The organism is Rahnella sp. R3(2024) (assembly GCF_042920125.1).
Classification (GTDB): Bacteria; Pseudomonadota; Gammaproteobacteria; order Enterobacterales; family Enterobacteriaceae; genus Rahnella; species Rahnella rivi.
The window spans coordinates 55,113-74,795 of the sequence record NZ_JBHGBU010000001.1 but is presented as its reverse complement, the minus strand read 5'-3'; the positions used below and the strand labels follow the sequence as shown (position 1 = coordinate 74,795).

At 52.7% G+C, this 19,683-nt stretch carries 19 protein-coding genes; 8 read left to right on the top strand and 11 right to left on the bottom strand.

Features of this window, described 5'->3' with window-relative positions; translation table 11 throughout:
• The first annotated feature begins 49 nt into the window (after positions 1-49).
• Positions 50-1,123 carry a catabolic alanine racemase DadX gene (dadX, locus tag ABSH60_RS00295; RefSeq protein ID WP_390972196.1) on the top strand — a complete coding sequence of 358 codons (1,074 nt, stop codon included), beginning with the start codon at positions 50-52 and terminating at the stop codon, positions 1,121-1,123.
• A gap of 9 nt (positions 1,124-1,132) precedes the next feature.
• On the opposite strand, the gene ABSH60_RS00290 is transcribed toward dadX, so the two are convergent.
• Together ABSH60_RS00290 and nadE are read right to left on the bottom strand one after the other, a co-directional pair.
• Positions 1,133-2,329, bottom strand: a complete 1,197-nt coding sequence (locus ABSH60_RS00290; protein WP_122095622.1) for a multidrug effflux MFS transporter — start codon at positions 2,327-2,329, stop codon at positions 1,133-1,135.
• A 164-nt stretch (positions 2,330-2,493) separates the two neighbouring features.
• Positions 2,494-3,321 (bottom strand): ammonia-dependent NAD(+) synthetase, encoded by an 828-nt coding sequence (gene nadE / locus ABSH60_RS00285; protein ID WP_122095207.1) that lies wholly within the window; start codon positions 3,319-3,321, stop codon positions 2,494-2,496.
• A gap of 449 nt (positions 3,322-3,770) precedes the next feature.
• On the opposite strand from nadE, the gene ABSH60_RS00280 reads away from it, so the two are divergent.
• Positions 3,771-4,535, top strand: a complete 765-nt coding sequence (locus tag ABSH60_RS00280; protein WP_056770295.1) for a YdiY family protein — start codon at positions 3,771-3,773, stop codon at positions 4,533-4,535.
• Between the two features lie 263 nt (positions 4,536-4,798).
• Complete coding sequence (locus tag ABSH60_RS00275) at positions 4,799-4,960, top strand: hypothetical protein (RefSeq protein ID WP_122095209.1); 162 nt, start codon at positions 4,799-4,801, stop codon at positions 4,958-4,960.
• A gap of 70 nt (positions 4,961-5,030) precedes the next feature.
• Here ABSH60_RS00275 and ABSH60_RS00270 read toward each other — a convergent pair whose 3' ends face one another.
• Complete coding sequence (locus ABSH60_RS00270; protein ID WP_056770300.1) at positions 5,031-6,305, bottom strand: YeaH/YhbH family protein; 1,275 nt, start codon at positions 6,303-6,305, stop codon at positions 5,031-5,033.
• Between the two features lie 34 nt (positions 6,306-6,339).
• Positions 6,340-8,274 carry a protein kinase YeaG gene (gene yeaG, locus ABSH60_RS00265; protein WP_056770303.1) on the bottom strand — a complete coding sequence of 645 codons (1,935 nt, stop codon included), beginning with the start codon at positions 8,272-8,274 and terminating at the stop codon, positions 6,340-6,342.
• A gap of 551 nt (positions 8,275-8,825) precedes the next feature.
• Here yeaG and ABSH60_RS00260 point away from each other — a divergent pair.
• Positions 8,826-9,575 carry a MipA/OmpV family protein gene (locus ABSH60_RS00260; RefSeq protein ID WP_056770306.1) on the top strand — a complete coding sequence of 250 codons (750 nt, stop codon included), beginning with the start codon at positions 8,826-8,828 and terminating at the stop codon, positions 9,573-9,575.
• 130 nt (positions 9,576-9,705) lie between these two features.
• Positions 9,706-10,560: an aldo/keto reductase gene (locus ABSH60_RS00255; protein WP_390972192.1), complete on the top strand. Its 855-nt coding sequence runs from the start codon at positions 9,706-9,708 to the stop codon at positions 10,558-10,560.
• An 81-nt stretch (positions 10,561-10,641) separates the two neighbouring features.
• Here the strand turns inward: ABSH60_RS00255 and ABSH60_RS00250 are convergent, their stop codons facing one another.
• Together ABSH60_RS00250 and gapA are read right to left on the bottom strand one after the other, a co-directional pair.
• On the bottom strand, positions 10,642-11,511 hold the full coding sequence (locus ABSH60_RS00250; protein ID WP_390972190.1) for a D-hexose-6-phosphate mutarotase: 870 nt from the start codon (positions 11,509-11,511) through the stop codon (positions 10,642-10,644).
• Positions 11,512-11,692: 181 nt separating this feature from the next.
• Positions 11,693-12,691 carry a glyceraldehyde-3-phosphate dehydrogenase gene (gene gapA, locus ABSH60_RS00245; RefSeq protein ID WP_056770313.1) on the bottom strand — a complete coding sequence of 333 codons (999 nt, stop codon included), beginning with the start codon at positions 12,689-12,691 and terminating at the stop codon, positions 11,693-11,695.
• Positions 12,692-13,040: 349 nt separating this feature from the next.
• On the opposite strand from gapA, the gene msrB reads away from it, so the two are divergent.
• Together msrB and ABSH60_RS00235 are read left to right on the top strand one after the other, a co-directional pair.
• Entirely contained in the window at positions 13,041-13,454 is a 414-nt protein-coding gene (msrB, locus tag ABSH60_RS00240) for a peptide-methionine (R)-S-oxide reductase MsrB (protein ID WP_056770316.1), read from the top strand.
• Between the two features lie 93 nt (positions 13,455-13,547).
• Entirely contained in the window at positions 13,548-13,820 is a 273-nt protein-coding gene (locus ABSH60_RS00235; RefSeq protein WP_056770320.1) for a YeaC family protein, read from the top strand.
• A gap of 155 nt (positions 13,821-13,975) precedes the next feature.
• On the opposite strand, the gene ABSH60_RS00230 is transcribed toward ABSH60_RS00235, so the two are convergent.
• From ABSH60_RS00230 to sppA, 5 genes are all read right to left on the bottom strand, one after another.
• Positions 13,976-14,263: a putative quinol monooxygenase gene (locus ABSH60_RS00230; protein ID WP_136377235.1), complete on the bottom strand. Its 288-nt coding sequence runs from the start codon at positions 14,261-14,263 to the stop codon at positions 13,976-13,978.
• Positions 14,257-15,075 (bottom strand): alpha/beta fold hydrolase, encoded by an 819-nt coding sequence (locus ABSH60_RS00225; protein ID WP_390972187.1) that lies wholly within the window; start codon positions 15,073-15,075, stop codon positions 14,257-14,259. Before ABSH60_RS00225 ends, ABSH60_RS00230 begins: the two co-directional genes overlap by 7 nt.
• 193 nt (positions 15,076-15,268) lie before the next feature.
• Positions 15,269-15,898: a bifunctional nicotinamidase/pyrazinamidase gene (gene pncA / locus ABSH60_RS00220; protein WP_122095219.1), complete on the bottom strand. Its 630-nt coding sequence runs from the start codon at positions 15,896-15,898 to the stop codon at positions 15,269-15,271.
• An 8-nt stretch (positions 15,899-15,906) separates the two neighbouring features.
• Complete coding sequence (gene ansA, locus ABSH60_RS00215) at positions 15,907-16,920, bottom strand: asparaginase (protein ID WP_056770331.1); 1,014 nt, start codon at positions 16,918-16,920, stop codon at positions 15,907-15,909.
• A 135-nt stretch (positions 16,921-17,055) separates the two neighbouring features.
• Entirely contained in the window at positions 17,056-18,909 is a 1,854-nt protein-coding gene (gene sppA, locus ABSH60_RS00210) for a signal peptide peptidase SppA (RefSeq protein WP_056770334.1), read from the bottom strand.
• A gap of 190 nt (positions 18,910-19,099) precedes the next feature.
• Between sppA and ABSH60_RS00205 the strand changes: the two genes are divergently transcribed.
• Entirely contained in the window at positions 19,100-19,651 is a 552-nt protein-coding gene (locus ABSH60_RS00205; RefSeq protein WP_056770338.1) for an NAD(P)H nitroreductase, read from the top strand.
• Positions 19,652-19,683 lie beyond the last annotated feature (32 nt).

The following is a 19,683-nucleotide window of genomic DNA, read 5'->3' as shown; positions in this document are numbered from 1 at the left end:
GCAGCCGCTGTGCTGCACCGGCGTTACTTTGATCACTACCGGAGCTGGTATGCCTCGCCCGATTTCTGCCACTATCTCTCTCTCTGCGCTCACACATAACGTCAATGTCATCCGGGGTTTCGCGCCGGACAGTAAAATCTGGGCCGTGGTGAAAGCCAACGGCTACGGTCACGGCATCGAACGTATCTGGAAAAGCTTATCCGGCGCGGACGGCTTCGCCTTACTCGATTTTAAAGAAGCGATTTTACTGCGTGAATCAGGCTGGGAAGGCCCGGTTCTGCTGCTCGAAGGTTTTTTCAGCGCGGCAGATATCGCCACCCTCGATCAGTATCGCCTGACCACGTCAGTTCACAGTGAATGGCAGATTGCCGCGCTGGCGCAGGCGCAAGTCAGTCACCCGGTGAACGTCTATCTGAAAGTGAACAGCGGCATGAACCGGCTGGGGTTTGCCCCTGAGCGTATTCCTGCGATGTGGAAAAAGCTGCGGGAACTCGGCCAGGTGGGGGAAATCACGCTGATGAGCCACTTCGCCACCGCCGACAGCGCCGAAGGCGTGGACGCGCAAATGCAGGTCATCGCGCAGGCTGGCGCAGGGATCGGCGGGCCGCGTTGTCTGGCGAACTCTGCCGCGACGCTGTGGCATCCGCAGACCCATTACGACTGGGTGAGGCCGGGCATTGTGCTGTATGGCGCATCGCCGAGCGGGCAGTGGCAGGACATCGCCGGTACCGGTCTGCGCCCTGTTATGACGCTGCGCAGCGAGCTTATCGGCATTCAGACGCTGAACAGTGGCGACCGCGTGGGCTATGGCGCACGGTATACGGCGGCGCAGGCTCAGCGTATCGGCGTGGTCGCCTGCGGTTATGCCGACGGCTACCCGCGCCATGCGCCTTCCGGTACGCCGGTCTGGGTGGACGGCGTGCGCACCAGCACGGTCGGGACGGTCTCAATGGATATGCTGGCGGTGGATTTAACGCCATGCCCGCAGGCGCAGATTGGCGCACCGGTCGAGCTGTGGGGGAATCATCTTCCGGTGGATGAGGTGGCAACGGCGGCCGGTACGCTGGGTTATGAGCTGCTGACCGCGCTGGCCCCCCGCGTACCAGTGACGACTGTCGAATAAACAGCCGTATTAACGTTCCAGACGGGTCAGATTGCCCGTTGATTTTTTGCTGGCGCGACGCGCCAGCATCGCCAGACATCCTCCCGCCAGCATGACCAGCGCCACGCTCAGCTTCGGCTGCAACGGCAGTGCCATCGCAATAAACCCAAGTATCGCGCCACCGGCCATCTGTACCGAACCTACCAGCGCTGAGGCGACACCTGCCTCGCTGGAGTAAGGTTCGAGCGCGTAGCTGGTCGCCGGGCCCATCAGGAATGCCAGTCCGGCACAGGCGCTGGCAACCGGCAACATGTATAACCAGGTGGCGGTTTGCTCTGCCGGCGGAACCAGCGTGATCCCTGCAATCAGCCCTAAACAACCGGCGAACATCAGTATGCCCCCCGTTTTCAGACACACCGGACGTCCCACCTTGCGGATAATGCGGTTAGCCACAAAGCTCACCGCCATAATCCAGAAGCCGTTTGCGCCAAAGACGATGGAGAACTCCAGCGGAGACAGCCCGGCAACGTTCATCAGTACCGTCGGTGCCAGCGAGACGTAAGTCAGCGCCATGCCCATGGCTCCGGCATTGACCAGCGCAAAGGTGATGAAACGCGGATCCGATAAAATGCGGGCGTACTGGCGGAACGGCAGACCGCGGTTGGTGAGCGTATCCGCAGGGCGGGTTTCCGGCAGTTTGAAAATGACCAGCAGCAGAATGGCGATCGTATATCCACTGAGCGCCCAGAAGGGCGCACGCCAGCCGTAAAACTGGGCGATCAGGCCACCTATCAGCGGGGCGAGTGCCGGGATAATATTCAGCGTGCCGTTGAGAAAACCGTAAGCGCGGGCGGCATCGTTGCCGCTCATGCGGTCACGCACGCCGCTGAAAATCACCACCGAGGTGCAGCAGACCGCCAGCCCCTGAACCACGCGTGAGAGCAGGAACATCCACGGCGCCACGGACGTGGCGGCGATAATTGCCCCCGCCAGATACACCAGCACGCCGATAATCGCGATCGGGCGACGACCGAATTTATCCACCAGCGGCCCGGCCACCAGTTGCCCCAGCCCCATGACCAGAATGAATAAGGAAATGGAGGACTGAATCACTGCCTCTGAGCTGTCTAAACCCACGGCAATTGCCGGGATGGCGGGCAGGTATAAATCAATACCGAGCGGGCCAAGCAATACCATGCTCAGCAACAGGAAAAGGAATTTTTGCATTGAAAACATCACTGTCAGTCATCCGAAAGGACGATAAGGGTAATGATTTAGTTAATGAATGAAAAGCAACTTGTGACAATCAGGGCGGTGCGGCAGAAGAGCGGGGCGGGAAAAAGCACGGACATTCAAAGCCTGTCCGTGCTGACGCGGGATTTACCGCGTGATTATTTCTTCCAGAAATCGTCGAACACGGTGACCGGCGGCTGGCGTTTGTGCTCAGTGCGCAGATACCAGCCTTCGATGATTTTCGCCGAGGAGTCGTCGATCTTTTTTCCTTCCAGATAATCGTCGATCAGTTCATAAGTCACGCCGAGCGCCACTTCATCCGGCAAGGCAGGGCGGTCTTCTTCTAAATCCGCCGTTGGTGCTTTAGTATAAAGGTGCGCCGGGCAGCCCATTTCCCGAAGCAACGCTTTCCCCTGACGCTTGTTCAGACGGAAAATCGGGTTGATGTCGGTGCCGCCATCGCCGTATTTGGTGAAGAAGCCGGTCACGGCTTCTGCCGCGTGATCGGTGCCGACCACCACACCTTTCTTCATGCCCGCGATGCTGTACTGCGCTTTCATGCGTTCGCGGGCTTTTTCGTTCCCCTTGATGAAATCGCTGAGTTCGATACCGATTTCGCGCAACGTCGCTTCACTGGCTAATACGGCGTTCTTGATATTGACGGTCAGGACCTGATCCGGCTGGATAAAGGTGATGGCATCCTGACAGTCGGATTCATCGGCCTGCACGCCATAAGGCAAGCGCACGGCAATGAACTGATAGCTGTCGTCGGCAGTTTCCGCACGTAATTCGCTAATTGCCGTTTGGCAAAGTTTGCCGGTGAGAGTAGAATCCTGCCCGCCGCTGATGCCCAGTACCAGTGATTTAATAAACGGATGGGCCAGCAGATAATTTTTGAGAAAATCGACGCTGACACGCACTTCCTGCGCGGCATCGATTTGCGGTTTAACGTGCAGAGCCTGAATAATCTCTTGTTGTAAAGCCATTGACCACTCCTCCTGAAGGCTGCCTTCGAGGAACCCGAGGCAAAAAATAAGACGTTATCAGGATAAACCTACCCCGCATCGCTCAAAAGGACAAGATTCAGCAGATCGTTCGGCGCAAATCTGTACGCTGCCGGACTCGGCTTCTGCGCCTCAGGATGCAGTCATGACGTTCACGCCCTGAAAAGAAAAATCAAGGCGGGAAAGTGTAATGATTGCGTTTTTTTATGGCAGGAAGTTATGCAAAAAATATAAGTGGTTAGGAACTGTCTAAAAAGGTCGCTTTATTAAGATCTCGCGGGCTGAGTACGTTATATTTGTTGCGGTAAAAATAGTTGTATGTATGTGCCATCGAAACGGAGTTGCCAGGCTTGATTAACGGATCCTAATTAATGGCATAAATCGTGTAGTTCAATATCGTTATTTGCCTTAAGTCTTATTGGGGAAGCAAAATGTTTTTTCGGGTTGTACGTCGTTTACCAGCGTGTGCCGTAGTCTGCGGTGCAGCGCTGTTCAGTATCTCAAGCCTTGCAGACACTACTATTTTCACTGCGTTAGATGATCCCGCTCAGGCGAAGAAGCCGTTCGTAGGGAATGTTCAGGCGGGTTACAGTGCACAAACCGGTAACACCAGCAACTCCACGCTGAATGCCGATACCACCATGACCTGGTTTGATACCAACACCGCTTACAGCCTGTGGGGTTCTGCACGTAACACCTCCTCTTCCGGTGTCCGTTCATCCGAGAAATATCAGGCCGGTGCGCGTACCCGTTACAATATGGACAACGCTAACTACCTGTTTGGTCAGGCAAGCTGGCTGAGTGACCGCTACAACGGTTATCGCGCGCGCGATGTAGCCACCGTCGGTTACGGTCGTCAGATCTGGAGCGGTCCGGTCCACACGCTGAATCTGGAAGCAGGTCCGGGTGTGCGTCATGATGAATTCCAGGCAGGCGGCAATTCCACCCGTGCGCTGGCTTACGGCTCAGGCACTTACGGTTATCAGATCAGCGATACCGCGAAGTTCACTCAGGGCGTTTCAGTATTAGCGAACGATGAAACCACGCTGAACTCCGAAACCGCGCTGACCGTTGCCATCAACAGCCACTTCTCTTTGAAAGTGGCTTATGACGTGACGTACAACACCAAACCACCTGCCAGTGCGCCGGATAAAACCGACACCGTCACTTCTGTGAACCTGGTGTACGGCATGTAATTTTCCCGCCGGGAAGAAGAATTTAAAAAGCCAGAGGAGCAATCTTCTGGTTTTTTTTTGCTTGTGACGGGCGATAAACCTCTGTTCATTCCTTTCCACACTGCTCGACGTTTTCCTCCTTTAATAATAAATTACGTAAAAGTTAGGTAAAAAAAACAAACTCTCCTCAAAATCTGCCGATAACTACCTCATCATATTGTCTTGCAGATTAACGGGAGCACAGCCTGAAAAATTCAAATTTGGCATTTGAGGAAGCATGCAGAATGGTAGGCGAGTGCTGCCTGATGTTTGCATCGAATGGGGAGGAAATCAGCCGGGCACGGGTGGCGTTATGGCTTGCCCGCGCCAGAGAAGAAGCCCCGCAGATGAACGGTGAGCAGGAGGATCCGCTGCTACTGGCGATTAACTTCCTGAAAGGGGGATGAGCGAAATGACACTGTCATGAACAACAAAAAAGCCGGCATCTGTGCCGGCTTTTGACATTGACGGGTTCGGTTATCCATTTTCAGTTTGTTTGTGAAAAAGCTCCCTGAAGACCGGATAAATATCTTCCTGTTCACGGATATGCTGCATCGCGAAATTACCGAATTTCTGCTGCAACACTTCGTATTCACGCCACAGCGTCTGATGGGCGCGGCGGGTGATTTCGATATAACTGTAATAACGCACCATGGGCAGGATCTTCTGCGCCAGAAGCTGGTGGCACAGAGGGGAGTCGTCAGCCCAGTTGTCGCCATCGGAGGCCTGCGCGGCGTAAATGTTCCACTGCGCCGGATCGTAACGTTCCTGAATGACTTCATCCATCAGCTTAAGTGCGCTCGACACGATGGTGCCGCCGGTTTCCTGCGAGTAGAAGAACTCCTGTTCATCCACTTCTTTTGCCTGTGTATGGTGACGGATATAGACCACATCGACGTTTTTATACGTCCGGCTCAGGAACAGATAAAGCAGAATGTAAAAACGTTTGGCCATGTCTTTGGTCGCCTGATCCATTGAACCCGAGACATCCATCAGACAGAACATCACCGCCTGGCTTGAAGGTTCGGCGCGACGCTCATAGTTGCGATAACGTAAATCAAAGGTATCGATAAAAGGCGTTTTAGCGATTTTCGCCCGCAGCTCAGCAATCTCTTTGCGCAGCCGTTCCTCTTCCAGTAACTGTGCCGGTTCGCTGATTTCAACCTCAGAAAGCGTCGATTCCAGTTCACGCAGCTCCCGTTTTTTACCGGCCGTCATCGCTGTTCGGCGCGCCAGCGAGTTTTGCAAAGAACGCACCACGCTGATGTTGGCCGGCACACCGTTAGAGGTATAACCGGAGCGATGGGTTTTATACTCATTCAGCTGTTTATGCTGATTTTTTTTCAAATTAGGCAGCGCCAGATCTTCAAATAACAGATCGAGATATTCGTCTTTGGAAATCTGGAAGGAGAATTCATCTTCGCCTTCACCGTCCTGGCTGGCATCGCCCTGACCACTGCCGCCGCCACCGCCCCCTTGCGGTCGCTCGATGCGGTCATTCTGCACAAAGTGGTCATTGCCGGGGTGAACACGGTGGCGTAAGCCACCGCGGCCCTGATGGAACATGGGTTCATTGATATCCGCATTGGGGATCGACACTGACTCCCCGCTGTCGACGTCGGTAACCGAACGCTTGTTAATGGCCTCGGCAATCGACTGTTTGATTTGCGACTTATAGCGGCGCAAAAAGCGCTGGCGGTTAACCGCGCTTTTATTTTTGCCATTAAGCCGACGGTCAATAAAATACGTCATATTTCCCCCAAACGGCGTTGCCAACGATCCCCTGTTACGAGGATTTTCTCACGCGCAGATACCATTCACACAGCAGGCGAACCTGTTTGCGTGTATATCCTTTCTCCATCATTCTGTCGACAAAATCATCATGTTTCTTCTGTTCATCGGTCGACGTTTTGGCATTGAACGAAATAACCGGCAGTAACTCCTCGGTATTGGAGAACATTTTTTTCTCGATGACCGTGCGCAGTTTTTCGTAACTGGTCCAGTTCGGGTTACGGCCGCTGTTATTGGCACGGGCACGCAGCACGAAGTTGACAATCTCATTACGGAAATCTTTTGGATTGCTGATCCCGGCCGGTTTTTCGATTTTTTCCAGTTCGGCATTCAGCGATTCACGGTCAAACAGTTGTCCGGTATCCGGGTCGCGATACTCCTGATCCTGGATCCAGAAGTCAGCGTACGTCACATAACGGTCGAAAATGTTTTGTCCGTATTCTGAGTAGGATTCCAGATAAGCGGTCTGGATCTCTTTGCCGATAAACTCGGCGTATTTCGGGATCAGATAACCTTTCAGGTGCTCCAGATATTTTTCAGCAACGTCCTGCGGGAACTGTTCGCGCTCGATTTGCTGTTCCAGCACGTAGAACAGATGCACCGGGTTGGCCGCCACTTCCACATGGTCAAAGTTGAACACACGGGAGAGGATTTTAAACGCGAAACGCGTGGACAGCCCGTTCATGCCTTCGTCCACGCCCGCATAATCGCGGTATTCCTGATAGGACTTGGCTTTCGGATCGGTATCTTTCAGGCTTTCACCATCGTATACCCGCATTTTGGAATAGCTGCTGGAGTTTTCCGGCGTTTTCAGGCGGGAAAGAATCGAGAAGCGGGCCAGCGTTTCCAGGGTTCCCGGCGCGCATGGTGCATGAGAAAGCTCACTGTTGCTGAGCAGTTTGTCGTAGATTTTCATCTCTTCGGACACGCGCAGGCAGTAAGGGACTTTCACGATGTAGACACGGTCAAGGAAGGCTTCATTATTCTTGTTGTTACGGAACGTCACCCACTCAGATTCGTTGGAGTGCGCCAGAATAATGCCGTTGAACGGCAGGGCGGAGATGCCTTCAGTACCGTTATAGTTACCTTCCTGCGTTGCCGTCAGTAACGGGTGCAGCACTTTAATCGGTGCCTTGAACATCTCGACGAATTCCATCACACCCTGGTTAGCACGGCACAGCGCGCCGGAATAACCGTAGGCATCAGGATCGTTTTGCGCATGGTTTTCCAGTTTACGGATATCCACTTTTCCGACCAGCGCGGAGATGTCCTGGTTGTTTTCATCGCCAGGCTCGGTTTTCGCGATAGCGATTTGTTCGAGGATCGACGGCCAGACTTTCACGACTTTGAATTTGGTGATGTCGCCGCCAAATTCGTGTAAACGTTTCGCGGCCCACGGCGACATGATGGTGCCGAGGTAGCGCGGAGGGATGTTGTATTCTTTTTCAAGAATGTGCGCATCTTCCTGCGGATTAAACAGACACAGCGGATGATCGTTTACCGGGCTGCGGTCGCCGTTGGCGCTCAGCACATAAATCGGTACGCGTTGCATCAGGGATTTCAGCCGTTCGGCCAGTGAGGATTTACCGCCACCCACCGGGCCCAGTAAATAGAGGATTTGTTTCTTTTCTTCCAGGCCCTGCGCGGCATGTTTCAGGTAGGAGACGATCTGTTCGATGGCCTCTTCCATACCGTAAAACTCTTCAAATGCAGGGTAACGTGCAACAACACGGTTCGAGAATAAACGCGACAGGCGAGGTTCAAGCGCGGTATCTACCATCACTGGTTCACCGATTGCCATCAACAGACGTTCCGCCGCATTGACATAAGCACTGCGATCTTGCCGAGCAATGGTAAGAAATTCCTGCAGTGTGAACTCTTCGTCCTTGGCAGCCTCATAGCGCTGGCGATAATGGTCAAATATGTTCATACGATGCCCGTCCTTCGTTATTTTACCTTTCGTTCCTGGGATCGCGTCTGCCATTCCAGTGACTGGGGTAAAGCACAGGTTAATGAGAGCGTAAATCTGGATCTACACAATCGCTCCCGGAAGAAAGATCCCACCTGAATACAGCAACCCTTATGCCAACTTGCAGAACCCCTTGGATGCAGACAGTTGCGAATGACTAAAAACTGTCTTAAATCGGTGGAGCGGGCAACCGGTTCAGGCTAAGTCTTTCATCTATTTATAAGCGTAGTTTGGCATTAGAAAAATTTCCTCTCTGCTTCTGGCGTTTTTTAAGTCATATCAATGACTCAGTTCCTGCAAATCGTCTGAAAAGCCTTACAGGACGTGCCTTCAGGGCCGAAAGTGTTTTCTTTAGTCATTTTTATTTCATATTTTGCAGATAAATTATGCGATCGCCTCTGTTTTACTGAGTAAAGCTGTCTCAGCACAATCTGAAAAACTGTAAATGCTAAGCGCAATGTTTAACGTTCATTTACACTAGCCACGATTTTTTACTTAATGGAATTAAGACAATGAAAATTTCAAACCTTAAAACACTGTCCATCGTGGGCGCGGCAGTGCTTTGCAGCCATGCAGCCGTGGCTGGCACCTGGTCACTCGGCGCATCTGCGCTGGGCGACGTCAACCCGTATCGCGGTTATGACAATAAAGTCTTGCCAGTGCCAATTGTCTCTTACGAGGGGGATGATTTTTATTTCAAATCACTGACTGCCGGTTACTACCTGTGGAAAGACGATAAGAACAAGTTCAGCGCGACCACCACATACGTACCTTTCGGGTTTGACCCGGATGACAGCGATGACAATCAGATGAAACATCTGAACAAACGTCGCGGCACCTTATACGCGGGTCTGGCGTATTCACATATCGAAGACTGGGGTACGCTGCGTGCTACCTTCAACGGCGATGTATTGAATAACAGTAACGGTTTGCTGGCTGATGCGGCGTACCTGTACCCGATCCGCCAGGATAACTGGGCGCTGATTCCGGGCTTTGGTGTGATGTACAACAGCAGCAATCAGAATGACTATTACTATGGCGTTACCAAGGGTGAATCACGTCGCAGCGGCCTGAGCAGCTATTCCGCCGATGACAGCTTCAGCCCGTACGCTGAGCTTTCTGCACGTTATAACTTTACCCGCGAGTGGCAGGCATTCTTCACCGGCCGCTATATTCGTCTGGCGGATGAAGTGAAAGACAGCCCGATGGTCGATAAGTCATATTCTGCGATTATCTGGACAGGTGTTACTTACACCTTCTGATGCAATGCACCGCGACGGTGAACATATTGCACATTAATGGGGCGTTTCGCCCCATTTGCACATTTAGAGTTCAGTGAGCTTTAAAACCATCGAATAAACTTTTCAGCCACGACCCAACCGGAGGAAACAGATGAAAGCGAAAACCGTGCAATTCCCTGATGGCACGACAGTTCCCGCAATCGGACAAGGTACCTGGTATATGGGGGAGCGAAACAGCGATCTCCGCGCCGAAGTAAGGGCTTTACAGCAGGGGCTGGACGCCGGTATGACCTTGATTGATACCGCAGAAATGTACGCAGACGGCGGTGCGGAAAGGGTGGTCGGTGAAGCCATTGCCGGGCGTCGTGATGCTGCGTTTCTGGTATCAAAAGTGTACCCGCACCATGCCGGTGGCGCGAAAGCTATCGCCGCCTGTGAACAGAGCCTGAAGCGCTTAAAAACGGAGTGTATAGACCTGTACCTGTTGCACTGGCGTGGTTCGATTCCGTTACATGACACGGTGACGGCGATGGAGACATTGCAGGCATCCGGCAAAATCCGCCGCTGGGGCGTCTCGAATCTCGACACTGACGATATGCAGGCACTGTGGAAAATCCCCGGTGGTCAGGCGTGCATGACCAATCAGGTGCTTTATCACGCCGCCGCCCGTGGCATTGAATTTGATCTGCTGCCGTGGTGTAAAGAACACGGCGTACCGGTGATGGCTTACTGCCCGCTGGCACAGGCGGGTAAATTACGTCACGACGTGCTGACGTCAGCGGTGATGCAGGATATCGCCAGTGCGCGGGGCGTCAGCAGTTCGCAGGTTGCACTGGCGTGGGTCACCCGTACGGGCAACGTGATCGCGATTCCGAAGGCGGTTCAGCCTCAGCATGTTAAAGATAATGCGGCGGCGCTGACGCTCAGCCTGACGGAAGATGAAATAGCGCGAATCGACGCAGCATTCCCGGCGCCGAACCATAAAACGCCGCTGGATATGGTCTGACGCCAGATCATCACTTCAACCTTAAGACGACAAAAAGGGGCCAGATGGCCCCTTTGTTATGTTTATGCAAACGCCAGCCGTTTATTTGCGCAGGGAAAACGTTACCGCCAGACGCGCCGGAGCGGCATGGGTAGAAACGTGCGGATGGGAAACTTGCGCAGTTTCCACGCAGACCATGGTTTTATAACCATCATCGGGCATGTCCGCCATGCTGACGGAAAATACCGAGCCTGGGTTCCATGCCACCACATCGCTGTTGTTTTCATGTGCGATAACCAGCGTGCGTTTTAGCACAGGATCGACGATTTCGCTGGTCGCCTGCGGCTGGGTGTAAATGCGGTCAGTCTGGCCGGTGAAGGTCAAATCACCTTCTTCCTGCTTGGCTTTTGCGCCGTCAACTTTATCGATAAAGCTGTTGCCCAGACCTTTAATGCTGACACCGGCGATATCGCCAATGTTGAAATAGGTGTGCAGGGCACTGTTGGCCTCGAAATCACCGGTAGATTCAAGCTCAATGTGGCAGGTTTCACCCAGCGTGAAGCGGGCTGTCAGCGTGAAATCATGTGGCCAAAGTTCGCGCGTTTTTTCACAGCTTTTCAGCGTCAGCGTCAACACCACGCCCTGTTGGGTTTCCTGGTGTTCGGTCAGTGTCCACGGCATGTTACGTGCGAAACCATGGGAAGGTTTACCGGCAGGGCCGAACCACGGCCAGCAGATTGGAATGCCGCCACGTATTGCCACGCCTTCTTTGAATGCGCTGGCGCTGCTCATCCACAGCACCGGTTCTTCGCCTTCCGGTTGCCATGCCAGCAGATGCGCGCCCTGAAGGGCCACGGCTGCATGAACTTTCGGATGGGCAACCACGATAACCGGGAGTTCATCGATCTGACGCTGGCTGATGGTGGTGGAGATTTGGTTTACAACGGGTAGGGAGAGGAGTTGCTCGATCATTATCTGGTGTCCTGTTGATTTTATATCGGGTAGATAAATAATTACGATGATAAGAACCAAGACTACAGATGAACGGAAGCTTTGTGATTGATCGCACTCATGTGCCTGATAAAAAGTGCATCTGACAGAAAGCAAAAGGGCGACTTGCGTCGCCCTTCAATCAGTTCATCAACATTGCCAATTATTTGGAAACGTGAGAAATCAGATCCAGAACTTTATTTGAGTAGCCAGTTTCGTTGTCGTACCAGGAAACCAGTTTCACAAAGTTGTCGTTCAGAGCGATACCTGCTTTCGCATCAAATACGGAAGTCAGTTTTTCGCCGTTGAAGTCGGTAGAAACAACGTCGTCTTCGGTGTAACCCAGAACGCCTTTCAGATCGCCTGCTTCAGAAGCTGCTTTGATCACTGCGCAGATTTCTTTGTAGGTCGCTGGTTTTTCCAGACGTGCAGTCAGGTCAACCACGGAAACGTTAGGGGTAGGAACGCGGAACGCCATACCAGTCAGTTTACCGTTCAGAGCTGGGATAACTTTACCTACTGCTTTAGCAGCACCGGTAGAAGAAGGGATGATGTTCTGGGATGCGCCGCGGCCGCCGCGCCAGTCTTTGTGAGACGGGCCATCGACAGTTTTCTGAGTTGCGGTAGTTGCATGAACAGTGGTCATCAGCGCTTCAACGATACCGAAGTTGTCGTTGATCACTTTAGCCAGTGGTGCCAGGCAGTTAGTGGTGCAAGATGCGTTAGAAACGATTTCCTGACCTGCGTATTCTTTATGGTTAACGCCCATAACGAACATAGGGGTGTCATCTTTAGATGGACCAGTCAGAACCACTTTCTTAGCGCCAGCAGTGATGTGCTTACGTGCAGTCGCGTCGTCCAGGAACAGGCCAGTTGCTTCAGCAACAACATCAACGTTCACTTCATTCCATTTCAGGTTAGCTGGGTCACGCTCAGCGGTAACACGGATGGTTTTGCCGTTAACAACCAGGTGACCGTCTTTCACTTCTACGGTACCGTTGAAACGACCATGAGTTGAGTCGTACTTCAGCATGTATGCCATGTATTCTGCGTCTAACAGATCGTTGATTGCTACGATCTCGATGTCAGAACGTTCCTGAGCAGCACGGAAAACAATGCGACCGATACGGCCAAAACCGTTGATACCTACTTTGATAGTCATATATTCCACCAGCTATTTTTTTAGTGAATAAAAGGTTGGTTGTAAAATTACAAAAACCTTGCTGAGCGTCAAGCGGAATCGTGTCAATTATTGCTGTAAGTCAAAGCGACGACCTACTGTTGTTCGCTTATTGCACGTTCCGTTTTTTTAATCGGCTCACAACCACATGGGGGCGAAAAACTGAATATAAAGGGTCACAAGAGCAGGATTGTGATCGCCATCACAAGTTGGAGCTGGCTAACGCTGATGCCCTACAGTTTAGGACAAAACAGGCAGACCTGTTGTTAATTTTTTGTTATTATAAACTGTTATTTTAGTTGATTTTTCTATTCGTCAGAGAACGATTATTATGAGCAATGAATCCAAATCATCTTCTTCACTCGAACAACTTACTGAAATTCAACGTTATGTGACGCAGGAACACGGTACGGAGCGTCCGTATACGGGTAAACTGCTGCACAATAAACGCGACGGCATCTACCATTGCCTGGTCTGCAACGCGCCTCTGTTCTACTCCGACACCAAATATGACTCCGGATGCGGCTGGCCAAGTTTTTATCAGCCGGTTGAACACGACGCCATTACTTACCTGACCGACAATACCCACGGTATGGAGCGGGTGGAAATCCGCTGTTCGAATTGCGAAGCGCATTTAGGGCACGTTTTCCCTGACGGCCCGGAGCCGACCGGTGAGCGTTATTGCGTCAACTCCGCGTCGATGAGTTTTATCGACGGTGAAAATGGCGATAAAACCGCAGGCTGAGCGATAGAGACAACCTGACGTAATTTTACCGACAAAATCGATTCAGCAATTATTCAAATTCCCGTGAATAATGGTGACGAACAGGGGTAGCAGATGGAAATAAATCAACTCATTGATGTGATGACGCCGGAAATTTACGCGCGTCTGGCACAGGCCGTCGAACTGGGCAAATGGCCCGACGGCGTGGCGCTGACCCCGGAACAAAAAGATCACAGTTTGCAGGCAGTGATGCTGTATCAGTCGCGTCACAACGTGGATGCGCAACACATGAGCATCGGCACCGACGGCCAGATCGTCACGAAAAGCAAACAGGAACTGAAACAACAGTTCGCGGAAGAGACGTTGATTCGGCTCAGACCGGAGTAACAGAAAATCTTTCGGGTAAATACCTTCTGTTGCACCGGTGTTGGGGGGAATTCCCTTCTAACCCGCCGGCGTCAGCAGAAGGTAACAAGCCCCGGTTTGCGGGGCTTGGGTTTTCTGAATTCCCTGGCATTCATTATCTTTCAGAGCTGGCGCCGTTATAACGCACTTTTCATCAGAATATAGGTGGCGTCTTTGCGTTTGTGTTGATCAATCAGCGGGACAAGCCGTTTGAAGTGCTCACTGGCACAATGTGCCTCGAGTGCTGCATGGTCTGGCCACTCTTCAATAAAAATGAAATGACCCGGATCCTTTTCATCAATGAACAGATGATAAGCAAGGCATAAAGGTTCCCGTTGGGTGGCCTCAACCAACTCGGAATAAAATGGCATGACTGTGCCGATCGACTCCGGTTTAATAAAATCTTCTGCAATCACTTTCAACATGTTTTTCTCCTGAGATGTTCTCCCTCCAGATTTTCCAACATCGCGTCAAGTACATCGCCCGGCCTTTCCAGCACGGCCAGATGCGTGATGGCATTCTCCAGCCGTTTCACCGCAAAGAAGTCATGATCCGCCGCGAAACGCTGTTGTAAAAGCAGGTATTCGTCATTTCTGTCGAGGGAATAAATGTGGGTAGCCTTTGGCGGATGACGGAGTTTTTCGAGGCGCCGCAGAGGCGAACCGTGCTGATGATAAGCATCGGCGATGACCTGTCCTGCAAGTCGCCACAGCTGGAAACTGGATCCGGACATTTCGGTTTTAAGATGGTGGATGATGTCAGGTGATTCGCTTCCTGCCAGCCAAAATTCGTACAGTTCATTTCGGGCGTTTTTCCAGCTATTTGCATCCTGCATCTCTTCGATTGAACTGAAGAATTCCGGCGCGGGTTGATTCATTATCCAGTCAAGAAAGACCACTGCAGGCACGCGTTCTGGTAAACGTTCCGCCAAATCAAAGGCTATCCAGCTGGCATGCGCAACGGAAACAGGGATTACCCGCAGAAGGTTGAGGTGTCCGATGAGTGCCAGAGCGTCGGTTAATAACGCCGCGCCGTCAAAATCCCGGCCATCGGTCGATGATTTTCCATGACCTCGCCAGTCGATAATCACCACGCGAAAGCTGCTGGCCGCCAGCGCAGCGAACTCATGGAAAACCGTTTTCGGCTGGCACCAACCCGGCATGAGAAAAAGCGTCGTATCACCCGCACCCATGTCCTGATAATCGATATCGCCATGTGCTGTGTGCAAAACAGGCATGTAAACGTCCCTCGTGAAATGAATGAAGGACTACCCTAACCGATCTCGTTAATTAAACAAGATTAAACTTGGTAAATTAACGTCAAGGTGTTCGGACTTTCAGTTTCACGCCTGAGTCTTCAGGACATCTTCTTTAATTTCAGGGAGGTGCAGGGAATCGGGGCGCCCCAGACAAAGACGCCCCGAAACGAAATTACGCCAGAACCTCAGCCGAGGTGCTCACTTTCGCGCCCGCCTGTTGCATGGCGTCAATGGCGTCGCTGCTGTCCTGCGGTTGAAGATTTACACCACGGCAGCCGTCGGTGATCAGTGTGACCTCGTAACCCTGCGTCAGCGCATCCAGCACGGTAAATTTCACACAGTAATCCGTGGCGAGGCCCATGACGTACAGATGGGTGATTTTGGCCGCTTTCAGCCAGTCGTTCAGCATAGTTGCCGAAAGGTGTCCATTATCGTAAAACGCGCTGTAACTGTCGATATCCAGATTCGTGCCTTTCTGCACCACGAAATCCAGACGTTGTGTCTCCAGCGCCGGGTGAAACTCTGCGCCAGGTTCGTTTTGCACACAATGCACTGGCCACCAGACCTGCGGCAGGCCGTCCAGTTCACCCATCGTCCAGGCTTCTGCATGTGAGTTCACCGCAAAACTGCGATGCTTTGCGGGGTGCCAGTCCTGAGACGCCACGACGGCGACATTGCGCTTTTTACACCACGCCATCATCTGATTGGCGACCGCAATCGTGGCATCACCTTCAGCAACGGCTAATGCGCCGCCCTGACAAAAATCATTTTGCAGATCAACCAGCAACAATGCAGATTTCATATCGCCTCTTATTCAGTGAGTTCGCCGCGCAGGTTTTGCTGCATCAGTTCCCGGATTGCTTCCGGGGTGTGCGACTGGCTGAGCAGATAATGCAGTTTGGTCAGCGCCGCCTCAACGGTCATATCAAACCCGCTGATCACACCCGAATGCGCCAGCGCGTTGCCGGTGGCATAGCCGCCCATGTTCACGCGACCGGAAATACATTGCGTCAGGTTAACCACCACAATGCCACGCTCCGACGCGTCTTTCAGAACTTTCAGCAAATCGCCTTTCTGCGGCGCATTTCCCACGCCGTAGGAGCGCAGAATTAATGCTTTGACCGGTTGCATCAGGAAGTTTTGCACCACTTCTGCGGAAATTCCCGGATAAATCGTCACCACGCCAATAGGCTGCGGAGTGATGTTGTGGACTTTCAGACTGGCGGCCGGCACCTGCGGCAGAGACGGCGTGGAAAGGCGGCGGATGTGGATCCCGGCTTCCAGAAGCGGCGTCAGATTCGGTGATGCGAAGGCATCAAAACCATCCGCATGCGCTTTGGTGCTGCGGTTGCCGCGATACAGACGATTGTTGAAGAACAGCGTCACTTCGTTGACCGGATGATTCGCGGCAATGTACAGGGAATTGAGCAGGTTGATTTGCCCGTCAGAACGCAGCGCTTCGAGCGGAATTTGTGACCCTGTCACAATAACCGGCTTGCTCAGGTTTTCCAGCATGAACGACAGCGCCGAGGCGGTGAACGCCATCGTGTCGGTGCCGTGCAGGATAACGAAACCGTCGTAATCTTCATAATGTGCCTGAATATCATCAGCGATGTGTTGCCAGTCTTCCGGCGTCATGTCGGAGGAATCCATCAGCGGGGCGTATTCCTGAATGGTGAACTCAGGCATTTCAGGGCGATGGAATTCCGGCATCAGCGCCAGTTGTCGCTGCAGGTGGCCGGAAACCGGAATGTAACCCTGTTCTGAACGCTGCATACCGATGGTGCCGCCGGTGTAGGCAACATAAATAGATTTTTTAGTCATCGAAGGTGTTCTTTTTATAGAAAGGTGAAAGCAACTGCGGTGAGTATAAAGACTTCGCTGCCGGTGTCCCACCCAAAAAAAGCCCGGAGTCTCGGGAAGAGGCTCCGGGCTGACTGTTTGCGGTATAAATGAACGTTACTTCACGTCACCACAGGTCAGACACAGGGCATAACGGTTTTGCGGATCGTTCATGTTATTGAACAGATCGGCCTGTGATTTCAGCTCCATTGCCATTTTGCTCACCGGTGCAGGCAGATAAGCCTGAACCACCGCCGGCAGCATGGCGTGAACGGACGCGCTCACTTGTGAAAACACCATATCACTCAGGCTTGGCTGGCTGACATACCAGTTCAGCTGCCATTTCGGCAGTTTCGCAAGCTCTGCGGCTTTCTTCACGGCATCGTCGAAATCACCCAGTTCATCCACCAGGCCGTTGGCTTTGGCATCAGAACCGATCCACACGTGCCCCTGGGCGATCTGGTCGATCTGCTCAGGCGTTTTGTGGCGCGCATCAGCCACCAGGCCGAGGAAGGTTTTGTAACCATTCTCGATGTTCAGCTGCATCATCTGCGAGAACTCCGGCGGCAATGCTTTGGTGGACGCGATATCTGCCAGCGGGGAGGTGGCCACGCCGTCAGTATGCACACCGGCGTAATCGAGCGTGTTCTGGTACGTGTTGATCACGCCAAAGATACCGATAGAACCGGTGAGGGTGCTCGGGCTGGCAATGATGTAGTTTGCCGGCGTGGAGATCCAGTAACCGCCTGACGCCGCCATGCCGCCCATTGACACCACCACTGGCTTACCGGCAGCTTTCGCGGCGGCAAGTTCAGAGCGGATCACTTCGGAGGCACTGACGCTGCCGCCAGGGCTGTTCACGCGAAATACAATCGCTTTCACTTTCGGATCCAGACGGGCATCGCGAATTTGTTGTGCGGTGGTATCCCCGCCGACAGCACCCGGTTGTTCTTCACCGTCGTTGATCGCACCGGTCGCAAAGATCACGGCAATTTGCGGATCGTTGTTGTCAGCTTTTGGTTTTGGCGAGTAATCGTAAATGCTGGTGTAGTTAAAGTCTTTGGTGGTTTTATTCCAGCCAAACGCTTTGACCATGTCATTTTCTGTTTCACTGCGTGATGCCAGAGCATCGACCAGTTTGGCTTTCAGCGCGTACTGCGCCATGTCGCCGCCGGTGGCCTGCATCCCGGCCAGAACGCCTGCCGCACCCGGGAACAGTTGCTCAGGGGTAATCTGACGATTAGCGGAGACGGTATTCAGATAATTTGTCCACAATCCGCCAACCCAGCGGCTGTCTGCTTCACGGGCAGCAGGAGACATGTCATCACGGATCAACGGCTCGACAGCGGATTTGTATGTCCCGACGCGGAAGATATTGGTGGTGACTTTCAGCTTATCCAGCAACGATTTGTAATACAGATTGTTGGTGGCAAAACCGTGTAAATCGACCGCGCCCTGTGGCGAGAGGTAAATTTTGTTGGCGTAGCTGGCCAGATAATATTGCGACTGGTCGTAGCTGTCATCGATGGCATAAATCGGTTTGCCCGCGTCGCGGAATTCCCGCAGCGCCTTGCCGATATATTGCATGGAGGCCTGATCGGTGCCGGTGAAGTCAGTCAGCTGCAATACCATACCGGTGATGTTTTTGTCATCTTTCGCCGAACGGATGGTATCTACCAGGTCAAACAGGGCATTTTCCTGCAGGCGGCTGCTGGAAGTGCCCAGCAGTTCGCGGCCCCACTGGCGCACTTTATTATTGACCGAAGGCTTATCCACCACGGATCCGCTGAGGTCGACCAGCAGCGCGCCTTTGGTGGTGTCAGCGGGTTTATCCTGCACGGCATACCAGATGCCGACCCCGGCCAGAATGATCACAATAAGAAATACGTTGAGAATAAATTCTCGGACGAAATTAAGAAGACGCCAGGTCCACTTAAAAAAACCGGCGATTATTCGCCACAATGTGCGCATGGTCTCTCCAACAAGACGGGAAAAGTATCGCTATCCTAATGACCCGCCGGAGAAAAGTCAGCTTTAAATCATTTCAGAATTTACCGGTGACAGATTATCTGAAAGCCATCAGCCGGTTGGAAAAAGGCCTCGTGCCTATGTTAACGTACGGTTAATAGCAATTATTCTCAGTTCTGCTCAGGAGTTTTCAATGGATGCTTTAGATTTATTACTCAACCGCCGTTCTGCTTCCCGTCTGGCCGCGCCAGCTCCGTCCGGTGAGGCGCTGCAAAACATCATTAATGCCGGTCTGCGCGCACCGGATCATGGTGCCTTACAGCCGTGGCGCTTTGTCATTGCGGAAAACGACGGGCTGGTGCGTTTTAGCGAACTGCTGCGTGCGGCAGCGATTAAAGACGGCGCGGATGAAAAGGCCATTGAAAAAGCCACTCAGGCACCGCTTCGTGCGCCGCAAATTATCACCGTGATTGCCGCCTGCAAAGAAAGCGCGAAAGTGCCACAGTGGGAGCAGTTACTCTCTGCCGGTTGCGCGGTTCAGGCGATGCAGATGGCGGCGCTGGCTCAGGGCTTCAACGGTATCTGGCGCAGCGGGGCGTGGACCGATCATCCTGACGTGCGCAAGGCATTTAAATGCGGTGAAAATGATAAAATTGTCGGGTTCCTCTATCTGGGCACGCCGCAGTTAAAAGCCAGTCTTCAAATCATTCCGGTCGACAGCACGCCATTCGTCAGCCACTTTTAAGCAGGGCGCACAACGTCATCACTGGCCGGTTT

Excerpts from the sequence above, each read along its gene's own strand:
- sppA (WP_056770334.1), bottom strand. The coding sequence starts at position 18,909 with ATGCGCACATTGTGGCGAATAATCGCCGGTTTTTTTAAGTGGACCTGG.
- ABSH60_RS00270 (WP_056770300.1), bottom strand. The coding sequence starts at position 6,305 with ATGACGTATTTTATTGACCGTCGGCTTAATGGCAAAAATAAAAGCGCG.
- ansA (WP_056770331.1), bottom strand. The coding sequence starts at position 16,920 with ATGACTAAAAAATCTATTTATGTTGCCTACACCGGCGGCACCATCGGT.
- ABSH60_RS00205 (WP_056770338.1), top strand. The coding sequence starts at position 19,100 with ATGGATGCTTTAGATTTATTACTCAACCGCCGTTCTGCTTCCCGTCTG.
- msrB (WP_056770316.1), top strand. The coding sequence starts at position 13,041 with ATGAGCAATGAATCCAAATCATCTTCTTCACTCGAACAACTTACTGAA.
- ABSH60_RS00250 (WP_390972190.1), bottom strand. The coding sequence starts at position 11,511 with ATGATCGAGCAACTCCTCTCCCTACCCGTTGTAAACCAAATCTCCACC.
- ABSH60_RS00280 (WP_056770295.1), top strand. The coding sequence starts at position 3,771 with ATGTTTTTTCGGGTTGTACGTCGTTTACCAGCGTGTGCCGTAGTCTGC.
- yeaG (WP_056770303.1), bottom strand. The coding sequence starts at position 8,274 with ATGAACATATTTGACCATTATCGCCAGCGCTATGAGGCTGCCAAGGAC.
- ABSH60_RS00290 (WP_122095622.1), bottom strand. The coding sequence starts at position 2,329 with ATGCAAAAATTCCTTTTCCTGTTGCTGAGCATGGTATTGCTTGGCCCG.
- gapA (WP_056770313.1), bottom strand. The coding sequence starts at position 12,691 with ATGACTATCAAAGTAGGTATCAACGGTTTTGGCCGTATCGGTCGCATT.
- ABSH60_RS00235 (WP_056770320.1), top strand. The coding sequence starts at position 13,548 with ATGGAAATAAATCAACTCATTGATGTGATGACGCCGGAAATTTACGCG.
- nadE (WP_122095207.1), bottom strand. The coding sequence starts at position 3,321 with ATGGCTTTACAACAAGAGATTATTCAGGCTCTGCACGTTAAACCGCAA.
- ABSH60_RS00260 (WP_056770306.1), top strand. The coding sequence starts at position 8,826 with ATGAAAATTTCAAACCTTAAAACACTGTCCATCGTGGGCGCGGCAGTG.
- ABSH60_RS00255 (WP_390972192.1), top strand. The coding sequence starts at position 9,706 with ATGAAAGCGAAAACCGTGCAATTCCCTGATGGCACGACAGTTCCCGCA.
- ABSH60_RS00230 (WP_136377235.1), bottom strand. The coding sequence starts at position 14,263 with ATGTTGAAAGTGATTGCAGAAGATTTTATTAAACCGGAGTCGATCGGC.
- ABSH60_RS00275 (WP_122095209.1), top strand. The coding sequence starts at position 4,799 with ATGGTAGGCGAGTGCTGCCTGATGTTTGCATCGAATGGGGAGGAAATC.
- pncA (WP_122095219.1), bottom strand. The coding sequence starts at position 15,898 with ATGAAATCTGCATTGTTGCTGGTTGATCTGCAAAATGATTTTTGTCAG.
- ABSH60_RS00225 (WP_390972187.1), bottom strand. The coding sequence starts at position 15,075 with ATGCCTGTTTTGCACACAGCACATGGCGATATCGATTATCAGGACATG.
- dadX (WP_390972196.1), top strand. The coding sequence starts at position 50 with ATGCCTCGCCCGATTTCTGCCACTATCTCTCTCTCTGCGCTCACACAT.